This is a genomic window from Planococcus massiliensis, from assembly GCF_000821325.1.
GTDB classification, from domain to species: Bacteria; Bacillota; Bacilli; order Bacillales_A; family Planococcaceae; genus Planococcus; species Planococcus ruber.
Genome location: NZ_CCXS01000001.1, coordinates 2,794,862 through 2,806,973, shown reverse-complemented (window position 1 = coordinate 2,806,973; position 12,112 = coordinate 2,794,862). Strand labels below are relative to the sequence as shown.

General features: G+C 49.9%; 9 protein-coding genes. 8 read left to right on the top strand and 1 reads right to left on the bottom strand.

Going from position 1 to position 12,112, the window contains the following annotated elements:
* Positions 1 to 83: 83 nt before the first annotated feature.
* Positions 84 to 668, bottom strand: a complete 585-nt coding sequence (locus BN1080_RS13935; RefSeq protein WP_052652941.1) for a biotin transporter BioY — start codon at positions 666 to 668, stop codon at positions 84 to 86.
* A gap of 231 nt (positions 669 to 899) precedes the next feature.
* Here BN1080_RS13935 and BN1080_RS13930 point away from each other — a divergent pair, with 231 nt between their 5' ends.
* The 8 genes from BN1080_RS13930 to BN1080_RS13895 all read left to right on the top strand — a co-directional run bounded on the left by BN1080_RS13930 (position 900) and on the right by BN1080_RS13895 (position 11,472).
* Complete coding sequence (locus BN1080_RS13930; RefSeq protein ID WP_052652939.1) at positions 900 to 2,507, top strand: glycoside hydrolase family 13 protein; 1,608 nt, start codon at positions 900 to 902, stop codon at positions 2,505 to 2,507.
* Between the two features lie 45 nt (positions 2,508 to 2,552).
* Positions 2,553 to 3,428 carry an ROK family protein gene (locus BN1080_RS13925; protein ID WP_052652937.1) on the top strand — a complete coding sequence of 292 codons (876 nt, stop codon included), beginning with the start codon at positions 2,553 to 2,555 and terminating at the stop codon, positions 3,426 to 3,428.
* Positions 3,429 to 3,600: 172 nt separating this feature from the next.
* Positions 3,601 to 4,899 carry an ABC transporter substrate-binding protein gene (locus BN1080_RS13920; protein WP_052652935.1) on the top strand — a complete coding sequence of 433 codons (1,299 nt, stop codon included), beginning with the start codon at positions 3,601 to 3,603 and terminating at the stop codon, positions 4,897 to 4,899.
* Between the two features lie 104 nt (positions 4,900 to 5,003).
* Positions 5,004 to 5,864, top strand: a complete 861-nt coding sequence (locus BN1080_RS13915; RefSeq protein WP_052652933.1) for a carbohydrate ABC transporter permease — start codon at positions 5,004 to 5,006, stop codon at positions 5,862 to 5,864.
* Positions 5,864 to 6,679, top strand: a complete 816-nt coding sequence (locus tag BN1080_RS13910) for a carbohydrate ABC transporter permease (RefSeq protein WP_052652931.1) — start codon at positions 5,864 to 5,866, stop codon at positions 6,677 to 6,679. Before BN1080_RS13915 ends, BN1080_RS13910 begins: the two co-directional genes overlap by 1 nt.
* 12 nt (positions 6,680 to 6,691) lie before the next feature.
* The gene (locus BN1080_RS13905; RefSeq protein WP_052652929.1) at positions 6,692 to 7,711 is read left to right on the top strand and encodes a LacI family DNA-binding transcriptional regulator; all 1,020 of its coding nucleotides are present in this window, start codon (positions 6,692 to 6,694) and stop codon (positions 7,709 to 7,711) included.
* Between the two features lie 13 nt (positions 7,712 to 7,724).
* Entirely contained in the window at positions 7,725 to 9,344 is a 1,620-nt protein-coding gene (locus tag BN1080_RS13900; RefSeq protein WP_052652927.1) for a glycoside hydrolase family 13 protein, read from the top strand.
* A gap of 100 nt (positions 9,345 to 9,444) precedes the next feature.
* Positions 9,445 to 11,472 carry a penicillin-binding transpeptidase domain-containing protein gene (locus tag BN1080_RS13895; protein ID WP_052652925.1) on the top strand — a complete coding sequence of 676 codons (2,028 nt, stop codon included), beginning with the start codon at positions 9,445 to 9,447 and terminating at the stop codon, positions 11,470 to 11,472.
* Positions 11,473 to 12,112: the final 640 nt, after the last annotated feature.

Sequence of the window (12,112 nt, the reverse complement as noted above, 5' to 3'; positions counted from 1 at the left end):
TTTAGCGCAAATAAACTCAGGTTAAACGCAAATAAACTTCCGTTAAGTGCAAATAAATGCAGTTTAAGCGCAAATAAACGATCTCACTTGAATCGCTGCACAATCGGACGCAAGCGGAAGCCGAAAATTCCGGCAAGCACAGCCAAGATGAGGTCTTTTGGCAGCGGAACGGCCATCCATGCCCAAGCAAGCTGATACGTAAAGCCTTCTGGAGCGGAGAACCACAATTTATAGGCTACGTACATCCAGTTCGTGCCGATCAAATAATTCACCGCTGTGCCGACTAAGGCAGCAGCGATAAAGCCCGTGCGCGACGGGAATTTCTTCACGACCATGCCGGCAATATAGGCGACAAATACGAATGATACGATAAAGCCGAATGTCGGCGAAATCAACGTGTCCATGCCGCCGGAAAATCCGGCAAAGACAGGAACGCCTGCCAGTCCGATAAAAGCATAGACGACCATTGAAATGGCGCCCATGCGGCTGCCGAGCAAGATGCCGGCAAGAATGGCGAAGAAAGTCTGCAGCGTAATCGGCACCCCTCCGATGATTAGAAATGCTGAGATATTTGCCCCGATGGCCATCAATGCGGAGAACATGGCGATATGGATTAAATGCAAAGTTTTCGAATGATTAGCCGTTCTCGATGTTGTCGTTGTCGTCATAATTTCTTTCCATCTCCCTTTGGTACTTGGTGTAATCCGGTAAATCTATTTTCAGTATAATCAAGCAAAATATTTGAGTCAACTATATTTTTAATTAGGTTAACACATAAAAATGCTTCATCTATCTTTTTTCACATTACGCTTCTATTTCATCCCCCCTGCAAAATTCGCAATTCCAAACTATTCGCGCATTATGTTAGAATAACGAAAACTTAAGGGAAGAGGGATAGAATGGGAGAATGGTGGAAGAAATCGGTTGTGTATCAAATTTATCCGCGCAGTTTTATGGATGCAAACGGCGACGGAATCGGGGATTTGCAAGGGATTAATCAGAAACTGGATTATTTGGCGGGGCTTGGCGTCGACATCCTATGGCTGTCGCCGATCTACGATTCGCCGAATGACGACAACGGCTATGATATCCGCGACTACCAAAAAATCATGGAAGAGTTTGGAACGATGGAAGATTTTGAAGAGCTTCTCGAAAATGTACATCAGCGCGGCATGAAACTTGTGATGGATTTGGTGGTCAACCATACATCCGATGAACACGAATGGTTTACGAATCACCCTGAATATTACATATGGCGCGACGAACCGAACAATTGGCGGTCAATTTTCAGCGGACCGGCATGGGAATACGATGAACGCCGCAAACAGTATTACCTGCATTTATTCTCCAAAAAGCAGCCCGATTTAAACTGGGACAATCCCGTAGTGCGCGAAGAAGTGTACCGCATGATGCGCTGGTGGCTCGACAAAGGCATCGACGGTTTCCGCATGGACGTCATCAACATGATTTCAAAAGACCAATCGTTCCCGGATGCTATTGACGGCAACAGCGAACCGTATTTTCTCAACGGCCCGAAAGTCCACGCGTACTTGAAGGAAATGAACGAACAAGTGCTGTCGCATTATGACATCGTCACGGTCGGCGAAACGCCGGGTGCTGCGACGGAAGATGCAAAGCGCTATACTGCAGCCGACCGGAAAGAACTGAATATGATTTTCACGTTTGAACACATGAACCTGGATCAGCATTCCGGCGAGAAATGGGATTTCAAGCCGCTTGAACTGACAAATCTGAAAAAGAACCTGGAAAAATGGCAGCATGCGCTTCACGAAGAAGGATGGAACAGCCTGTACTGGAATAACCACGACCAGCCGCGCGTCGTCTCGCGATTTGGCAACGACGGCGAGTACCGGATCGAATCGGCGAAGATGCTCGCCACTTGCCTGCATTTCATGCAAGGGACTCCGTACATCTATCAAGGCGAGGAACTCGGCATGACGAATGTGCAATTTGAAACGATCGGCGATTACCGCGACATCGAAACGCTGAACATGTACAAGGAAAAACGGGAACAAGGCGTGCCGGAAGAAGACATTCTGAAAAGCATCCACGCAAAAGGGCGCGATAATGCCCGCACTCCGATGCAATGGTCGGATGCGCCGAATGGCGGGTTCACGACAGGAACGCCGTGGCTCCAGGTAAACCCGAATTATCCGGAAATCAATGCAGAGCATATCACCGATGAAGACTCGATCTATGCGTGTTACCGTTCGCTGATTTCATTCCGCAAAACGCTCGACATCATTACGGACGGCGATTTTACGTTGCTTCACCGGGAAGATCCGGAGCTGTTTGCTTACACGCGGAAGGCGGGCGGAGAAAAGCTCACGGTCTTCTGCAACTTCTCAGAAAATACGAGACGCGTGGAACTGCCGGAAGGCGAGCGGTTGATCGGCAACTATAAAGCGCTTGAAGAAAACGGGGAGCTCGTGCTGCGCCCATACGAAGCTTGCGCGTTTTTGAAAAAAGGATCGACGCTTTCCTAAAATCAGGTATGATGGAATTAATTCGGACACATTCAGGAGGAGTTTATGAGAAAAGTATTGGGCGTAGATATCGGCGGAACGAAAATCCGCATGGGAGTCATTGATGAAACCGGGAATGTCGAAGTGGACGAACAAGTGCCGACGCTGTTCCCGCTCTATGAATACTTGGAGCAGCAAGTGCTCAGCATGTTGGCCCGGCATCCGGAAATCGATGCGATCGGCATCGGGACGCACGGATTTGTCGACCCGAAAGAGGGCCGCATCATTTATTCCGCTGAAACTTTGCCCGGGTGGACCGGCACGAATTTGAAAGAGCAGATGGAAAAAGCGACGGGCAGACGGGTTGAAGTGGAAAATGACGCGAACAGTGCGGCGCTCGCTGAAGCAAAATTCGGCGCAGCAAAAGGCTATAGCCGCGTTCTTTGCTTGACGCTTGGAACCGGACTTGGCGGCGGCGTCATTTGGGACGGCAAGCTGCTGAGCGGCGGACCGCACGGCGGGGCAGCGGAAGTCGGCCATATGATCCTGCACCCGCACGGCGCGCTATGTGCTTGCGGACGCCACGGCTGTTTCGAGCAATACGTATCCGGCACTGGGCTTCGCCGGCGCATCAAAGAAGCGGGGCTTGATATTGCGCCGCAGGATTTATTCGTTGAAGCGGCAGCCAACCCGCAAGCAGAGGCAGTCGTTGAAGGCTTTACGGAAGATTTGGCGCTCGTCATCAGCTCGATACAGGCGATGCTGGATATGGAAGTAGTCGTCATTGGCGGCGGTGTTTCCGAGTCAGCGGGCTTGTGGTGGGATTCATTGATGAAGCACATGGAACCGCTCCTTTTGAATCCATTGGAAGTCAAAGTGGCCCAGTTCGAAAACGAAGCCGGCATTTTAGGCGCAGCCTTATTAGTGCTCGACCAAGCATAAAAATAAAATCGTAGCACGATGAAAAATTTTTAAATTTGCATATTGTGCAAACGTTTTCATTGTGTTATGATTCTTTTAATCAATAACGGAAGCGCTTAGAGAGTTCGTTTCCATTTTTTATTTGCCGCTTTGTGCAATCGTTTGCACAAATAAACCAAAGGGGGATTTGCACATGAAGGAGTTTAAGTTCAGCAAAGGGTTGCTCGCATCATTGCTTCTGACGACAGGGATTTTGGCAGCATGCGGAAACGGGGAAGAGGCTTCCTCATCGGACGAAGATAAAGTCACGGTTGATATTTTCCAATTCAAAGTGGAATTCAAAGACCAGTTTGAAGATGTAGTCGCTTTATACGAAGAAGAAAACCCGGATGTTAACATCGATATCACAACGGTCGGCGGCGGCGAAGACTACGGCGCGGCTCTTCGTTCGCGCTTCGCTTCAGGCAACGAACCGGCCATTTTCAATATCGGCGGACCGCAGGATGTGGCGGACTGGAAAGACAACTTAGCGAATTTGACGGATACAGATGCAGCAGGCGCGGCGCTTGATGGAACGCTTGATGGTGTGACAGTCGACTCTGAAGTTCTTGGGTTGCCGTATAACCAGGAAGGATACGGGTTCATCTACAATACGCGTTTGTTTGATGAAGCAGGAATCGATCCAGCATCGATCACGGATTTTGCAAGTTTAGAGGAAGCGGTGAAAACGCTTGATTCGAAAAAAGACGAACTTGGGCTTGATGCGGTATTCGCATTGCCAGGGAAAGAAGCTTGGGTAACGGGGCTTCACTTATCCAACACATTCATCGCACCGGAATTCGAGCACAACGTACTGGATGCATTCGATGCACCGAAAGTGGAATTTGAATACGGCGATGCATTCAAAAAGATTTTAGACCTGCAAAACGACTATTCAGCTCAGCCGACTGTGAGCTTGGACTATTCGCAGCAAGTGGAAGAATTGTTCTCGCTTGAACGCGTTGCGATCATCCAGCAAGGAAACTGGGTTTACGGTTCAATCGCCGGCATTGACCAGGAACTTGCGGACAGCGGCATCGGCTTGATGCCGATTCCGGTTGAAGGCTACGAGGAAGGCGGACTTCCAGTCGGCGTTCCAATGTATTGGGGCGTAAACTCGAACCAGGACGAAGAAGTGGTAGAAGCATCCAAAGACTTCTTGAACTGGCTGTACACTTCAGATGCAGGGAAAAAAGCCGTACTGGAAGACTTTAAATTCATCCCGGCTTACGAAGGCTACGATACAACGAAAATCACTGATCCAATGTCTAAAGCGATCTATGAAGCAGCTGAATCCGGCAACACAATCGGCTGGGTATTCATGGGCTATCCAACTGGATGGGGCGAAGATGTTCTTGGCGCCAATATCCAGAAATACTTGAGCGATGAAGCGGACTGGGAAGAAGTCGTGGATTCTGCAAAAGAAGCTTGGGAAACTGAACGCAGCAAATAATTCAGTGGGCGCTTCTGCCCAACTGGCCAACCGAGCAAAGCAGCCCCAGTGCTGCTTTGCTTTCTCTTTACCGTTTTTCTCCAATGAAAGGAAGTGCTCTCCAAATGCGCATAAAAGATATTTCCTACTGGCTGTTCCTGGCTCCGGTGCTGATCGCGCTATTCTTGGTCGTTGTCGTGCCGATGCTGCTAGGCGTCTATTATTCATTCACTTCTTGGAACGGCATTGTCACAGGCGACTTTGTCGGACTTCAAAATTACATCAACCTGTTCAAAGACGAGCGTTTCATGGATGCGCTCTGGTTCACGACGAAATTCTCGGTCGTATCCGTTATTTTGATCAACGTCATCGGTTTGTCGCTTGCGTTGCTCGTGACGTCTTATTTAAAAACGAGCAAATTGCTGCGGACGATTTTCTTCATGCCGAACTTGATCGGCGGTTTGATCCTCGGATTCATCTGGCAGTTTATCTTCATTAAAGTATTTGCGGGCGTCGGTGAAATGATCGGCATGGAAAGCCTGCAAGGCTGGCTGTCGACAACCGAAACCGGATTTTGGGGGCTGGTCATCCTGATGAGCTGGCAAATGGCCGGCTACATCATGGTCATCTACATCGCTTACTTGGAAGGCATGCCGAAAGAATTGCTGGAAGCGTCAGAAATTGACGGAGCATCTACGGTCCAGCGCTTCCGCTATATCGTTTTCCCGCTTGTCGCACCCGGATTCACTGTCAGCATGTTCCTGACATTGTCGAACGCGTTCAAGCTATACGACCAAAACTTGTCGCTGACAGGCGGCGGGCCGTTCAACTCGACGGAAATGGTCGCGATGGAAATCTTCAAAACGGCCTTTACGCAAAATGACTTTGCGTTTGCCCAAGCGAAAGCGGTCGTGTTCTTCATCATCGTCGCGATCATTGCCCTCCTGCAAGTTTATTTCAATAAACGCAAGGAGGTCGAAATGTAATGCGCAAAAAAAGAAATTACAAATTAGAAATCCTGGGGATTTTCCTGGCGTTGATCTGGCTGGCGCCTTTTTACTTGATGCTCGTCAACTCGTTCAAATCCAAACGGGAAATCTTCACCAATACGATCAGTTTGCCGGAAACATGGAATCTGGATAATTACATTGAAGCCTTCCAGGAACTCGATTTTCTCCGGACGCTCTTCAACTCCTTGCTGATCACCGTTTCAAGTGTGGTCTTGATCATCATCTTCTCGGCGATGGCAGCGTACGCGCTGTCCCGCGTGAAAAGCAAAATCAGCACGGTGCTGTTCTTCACATTTGTCGCAGCGATGCTGATCCCGTTCCAATCGGTGATGATTCCACTTGTGACGGTATTCGGACGATTTGAAATGCTGAACCAAGGCGGATTGATTTTCATGTATATTGGATTTGGCGCAAGCCTTTCAATCTTCTTGTATCACGGGGCATTGAATAACATTCCGAAATCATTGGATGAAGCGGCGACGATAGACGGGGCGAACCGCTTCCAAGTGTTCTGGTTCATCATCTTCCCGATTTTGAAGCCGATCACGGTAACGGTCGCGATCCTCAATATCATCTGGATCTGGAACGATTACCTCTTGCCGTCACTGGTTATCAATACGCCAGGCAGTGAGACGATTCCGCTTAAGATGTTCTTCTTCTTCGGCGAATATACGAAGCAATGGCATTTGGCAATGGCGGGGCTGACTTTGGCCATCGTGCCGGTCATCATCTTCTATTTCTTTGCCCAACGGTCGATTATCAAAGGTGTATCCGATGGAGCGGTGAAATAAGGAGGTGCGGGCATGGCGATTACGATTAAAGATGTAGCAAAGCGCGCGGCCGTGTCTCCGGCAACGGTGTCCCGGGTCATTGCGGACAATCCGCGCATCAGCGAAAAGACCAAAAAGAAAGTCCGGGAAGCGATGGAAGAGCTCGGGTATTACCCGAATTTCCAGGCGCGAAATTTAGTCGTCCAACGGAGTCAAACCCTTGGAGTAATCATGGCAAACTCTGCTACACTGGCCTTCCAGAATCCTTTCTTCCCGGAAGTGCTGCGCGGGATTTCGGTCAGTGCGCACAACAGCCAATTTGGCCTTTACTTGTCGACAGGTGCGACCGAAGAGGAAGTTCTGCAGGAAGTGAAAGCGATGACGCAAGGGAAAAAAGTGGATGGCATTATCTTGCTTTATTCGCGCATTGGCGATAAAGTCATGGAGTATTTAAATGACAGCGGCTTGCCGTTTTCGATGGTCGGCCGCCCTTATAAAAATGTGCACCAGATTTCATACGTCGATAATGACAACGTCCGAAATGCCCGCGAAGTGGTCGAGTACTTCATCGGCCTCGGACATAAACGCATCGCTTTTGTCGCAGGCGGAAATGATTTTGTCGTTTCGATCGACCGGTTGGAAGGCTATCAACAGGCACTGGCTGCCCATTCACTGGATTTTGACGCTCAGTACATCGTCACACAGGAAATGATGCAAGGCCACGGACCAAATGCGATTCTCCAGTTGATGAACCTTCCCGAACCGCCCACTGCAATCGTGACGCATGACGATTTGGTGGCTTACGAAGTGATCGGCTATTTGGAGGACCTTGAAATCAATGTGCCTGGCGATGTATCGATTATTGGGTTCAACAATCATACATTATCGGGACATTTAAAGCCGCCGCTCAGTTCCGTCGACATCTCCATTTACGACTTGGGGCTCGAAGCGGCGAATTTAGCCATAGAAAAAATAATGGACAAGACAGCACCGGCAAAACAAGTCATCGTCTCGTCGCGGTTGATTGAACGTGGCTCGTGCCAACGTCTTTGAAAGGGATTTAGTTATGAATAAGAAATGGTGGAAAGAAGCAGTCGCATACCAAGTGTATCCGCGGAGTTTTATGGACTCAAACGGCGATGGCATCGGAGATCTGAACGGCATCACAAGCAAATTGGATTATTTGAAAGACTTGGGCATCGATGTGATCTGGATTTGTCCGATGTACAAATCGCCGAACGACGATAACGGCTACGACATCAGCGACTACCAGGGCATTCTCGAAGAATTCGGAACGATGGAAGATTTCGACCGGCTGCTCGCTGAAGTGCATGCGCGCGGCATGAAACTCATCATCGATTTGGTGATTAACCATACGAGCGACGAGCATCCTTGGTTTATCGAATCGCGTTCGTCGAAAGACAACCCGAAACGCGACTGGTACATCTGGCGCGACGAACCGACCAACTGGGAAAGCATTTTCGGCGGTCCGGCCTGGGAATTTGATGAAGGGACAGGGCAATATTATTTGCACCTTTTCTCGAAAAAACAGCCGGATTTGAACTGGGAAAACCCGGAAGTCCGAAGAGCTTTGTTCGATATGGTCAATTGGTGGCTCGATAAAGGTGTTGACGGGTATCGTGTAGATGCCATCAGCCACATTAAAAAAGACTTCACCAATATGCCGAATGCAGAAGGCAAAGAATATGTGCCGGCTTGGGAGAAAATGATGAATGTCAATGGCATCCAGCCGTTGCTCGCAGAGCTGCGCGATGAGACGTTTGCCAAATACGACATCATGACGGTCGGCGAAGCGAATGGCGTCCAAGCGAAGGATATTGAAGAATGGGTCAGCGAAAAAGACGGTAAATTCAATATGGTCTTCCAGTTTGAAGACATGGGCCTTTGGAACACGGAACTCGAAAATGGCATCAATGTGCGCGGCGTGAAGGAAGTGCTGACGCGCTGGCAAAAAGGCGTGGAAGGCATCGGCTGGAATGCGCTGTTTATTGAAAACCACGACCGTCCGCGTATCGTCTCTACTTGGGGCAACGACAAAGACTATTGGCGGGAAAGTGCAACAGCCCTCGCTTGCATGTATTTTTTCATGCAGGGGACGCCGTTCATCTACCAGGGCCAGGAAATCGGCATGACCAATGCGCCATTCAATGAAATCGAACATTATAATGACGTGAAGACCCATAATCTTTATTTTTATAACCGTGCAAACGGCATGGACCATGATTCCGTTATGACCTTGATCAAAGCGACAAGCCGCGACCATTCCCGCACACCGATGCAATGGAATGCAAGCGACCATGCCGGATTCTCAACAGCGCTTCCGTGGATCGGCGTCAACCCGAACTACGATTGGCTGAACGTGGAAGCGCAGCAGCAAGATCCGCGTTCGATCCTTTCTTTCTATAAGCAGATGATCTGGATGCGCAAGCATATGGACGTTTTGGTTTACGGCAGCTACGAACTCGTCGAACTCGGCCATGAAGCGGTCTATGCGTATCTCCGGGAAGACGAGAACGACAAAGTGCTCGTCGTTGCCAACCTCGGCCAGCACGCTTGCCTATGGGATGAGCCGGAAGAGGCGAACCTGCTGCTCGCGAACTACTCGCATATCGAACCGCAGCAATTGCTTCCATACGAAGCGCGCGTCTACAAACTAATCAAATGATTCCAGCACCCGGCAGCCTCTCAAACAGGCCGCCGGGTTTTGTTTTCTTCTGATAAAAATATTGGTAATATAAAGAAAAGAATTTATGAGGAGGTTCAATATGAAGAAAGCCTTGTTCGGCCTCTTGATTTTATTCCTCATGGCCGTGCTTGCGGGCTGCCAGGAAAAAACGACGCCGGAAGAGCGATTGGCCGAATACATAAGCCATTGGAACAAAGGTGAATTCGCTGCGATGTATAAAGACTATTTAAATGCCGGAACGAAAGAGGCTTTTCCAGCGGAAGAGTTTGTCGACCGGCAAGAAAAGCTGCAGGAAGACCTTGGCATAGATAAGATCGAAGTGACGTATGACAAACCCGCGGAAGATGCCGAATGGGATGCGGAAAAACCGGCGGATTTTCCGATACAGGTGAAGATGGAGACGCTGGCAGGGCCGGTGGAGTTTGAGAAAACCATTACGCTGTTAAATGAAACACGGGACGACGAAGCGAACTGGTTCGTTGAATGGGACCAGTCGTACATTTTCCCTGAGCTTGAGCCCGATGACGAAATCGGCTTTACCCGGATTCCGGCATACCGCGGTGAAATTGTGGACCGCGACGGCTTGGTATTGGCGAAAAACGGCACGGGCTACAGCATCGGCATCGTACCGGAGAAATTGGCGGATCCGTCGAAGAAAACGGAAATCGCCAAATTGCTCGGAACGACCGTCGAAGCGATTGACGCGCAATTGAACCAGTCATGGGTTAAGCCGGAGTTGTTTGTGCCAATCGGCAAAACGGCTGCAACGAACGGCGCCTTGATCGACAAATTGGTCGCGATTCCGGGAGTCGGGGCACGCACCATTGAAATGCGCGAATATCCATACGGTCCGGCCATGGCGCATCTCACCGGCTATACCGGCGCGATTTCAGCGGAGCAGCTGGAAGAGCTGAAAGACAAAGGCTATACAGAAACCGACCAGATCGGCCGCCGCGGTTTGGAAAGTTTGCTTGAAGACCGTCTGCGCGGAACGGATGGCATGCAGATCTATATTAAGAAACCGCAGGAAAACGCAGAGCCGATCATTATTGCAGAGCAGGAACCGGTAGAAGGCGAAACGGTCAAGCTGACGATCAACGCATCGCTTCAAAAAGCTGCCTACGATTCCATGAAAGGCGAAACGGGAGCGGCGGCTTCGGTCGATCCGAAAACAGGGGAAGTGCTGGCGCTTGTCAGCTCGCCTGCCTATGATCCGAACGAATTTGTCACGGGCATCAGCGGCGCCCGCTACAAGGCACTAGAAGAAGATGCGAAAAATCCGCTCTTCAACCGCTTTGCCCAAAGCTACGTGCCAGGCTCCACAATAAAGCCGATCACAGCCGCGATTGGCATGGAAGCAGGAACGCTGAAGCCGGACGAAGGCTTGACGATCAACGGCAAGACGTGGCAAAAAGATGATTCGTGGGGCACGTACCGTGTTTCCCGCCTGCATCCGGAAGCGCCAAATCCGATCGATTTAAACAAATCCCTGATTTACTCAGACAATATTTATTACGCCCAGCAAGCACTGAAAATGGGGCGTGAAACGTTCACCGAAGGCTTGAAGCAATTCGGCTTCGGAGAAACCGTGCCGTTGGAAGCGATGGAATTGACGGCTTCGCAAATTTCCAATGACGGCAGCCTTGGCTCAGAAGGCCAGCTCGCGGATTCTTCGTTCGGCCAAGGGCAGATGCTGACGAACATCCTGCACCTTGCGATGATGTACGAGCCGTTCTTGACGGATGGCACCATGCTGAAGCCGACGCTCCTGTTCGATGAAGAGGATGCGCAAGTATGGAAAAAGGATTTGATGAGTGCAGATACAGCAGCGACGCTTCGCACGGCGATGCGCAATGTCGTCGTAGATGGCTATGCCCAGTCCGCGAATCTCGATAACATCCCGCTTGCCGGCAAAACCGGCACTGCCGAACTGAAAGCGGCAGGCGAAGCGCGCGGCAAAGAGAACGGCTATTTCGTTTCCTATAACACGAAAGACCCGAAATTCATCTTGGCGATGATGGTCGAAAACGTCGAAGACAACGGCGGCAGCGATTACGTCGCCGCAATGGCCGCCGAAGTCTATAAACTGATGGCCACGAGCCCTTAACCGAATAAAGGAAGGAACTGCCACACGGCGGTTCCTTTTAAAGTGTTGAAAAAATAGAAACTAAAGCAAGTTTCGTTTAGAAACGCGATATTCCGCAAAACCGTTTTGCTTGCCGAAAACATGTGCTCCTTGTATTGCTTCGCTAGCTTCGTCGCAAACAGTTGACCCTCGCAGGCTTCGGCCAACTCTTGGCTCGCGCTGAGCTAACTCGGGCTTCATGCCCGAGTGGATCTCAGCACTTCGCTTATTCCCCAAGGCGTCTCCGCTGTTTTGCTCCATATCTTAAGAAAGTGCCCAAGCACCGGCGCGGTTCCGGACAGGGTGGAGCAATAAGACGAGTGGGTTTCTCGGCTTATTGTGGGAACTCTGTCCATAGCGCCGCAGTGCGGATTGTAGAAGCAGAAGCTTAATTTCACCCCTTTTTCAACAAGCTAAGGAACTGCCACGCGGCGGTTCCTTTTTTATGGGTGAAAGTTGATTTCGGAAGGGTTTAGGGTGATTTCGCAGCGTGCAGGGGTGATTTCGAGATGCTTTGGGGTAATTTCGTCAACATGTTGGGTGATTTCATCATTTCAGAAGGTCAAAGCATCAAGCTCAATCAATTGACTATCACCAAAATTAGCAGTATATTAATAAAACC

Bases quoted from the DNA above. Each gene is read 5' to 3' on its own strand.
- BN1080_RS13925 (WP_052652937.1), top strand. From the start codon at position 2,553: ATGAGAAAAGTATTGGGCGTAGATATCGGCGGAACGAAAATCCGCATG.
- BN1080_RS13895 (WP_052652925.1), top strand. From the start codon at position 9,445: ATGAAGAAAGCCTTGTTCGGCCTCTTGATTTTATTCCTCATGGCCGTG.
- BN1080_RS13905 (WP_052652929.1), top strand. From the start codon at position 6,692: ATGGCGATTACGATTAAAGATGTAGCAAAGCGCGCGGCCGTGTCTCCG.
- BN1080_RS13935 (WP_052652941.1), bottom strand. From the start codon at position 668: ATGACGACAACGACAACATCGAGAACGGCTAATCATTCGAAAACTTTG.
- BN1080_RS13930 (WP_052652939.1), top strand. From the start codon at position 900: ATGGGAGAATGGTGGAAGAAATCGGTTGTGTATCAAATTTATCCGCGC.
- BN1080_RS13900 (WP_052652927.1), top strand. From the start codon at position 7,725: ATGAATAAGAAATGGTGGAAAGAAGCAGTCGCATACCAAGTGTATCCG.
- BN1080_RS13910 (WP_052652931.1), top strand. From the start codon at position 5,864: ATGCGCAAAAAAAGAAATTACAAATTAGAAATCCTGGGGATTTTCCTG.
- BN1080_RS13915 (WP_052652933.1), top strand. From the start codon at position 5,004: ATGCGCATAAAAGATATTTCCTACTGGCTGTTCCTGGCTCCGGTGCTG.
- BN1080_RS13920 (WP_052652935.1), top strand. From the start codon at position 3,601: ATGAAGGAGTTTAAGTTCAGCAAAGGGTTGCTCGCATCATTGCTTCTG.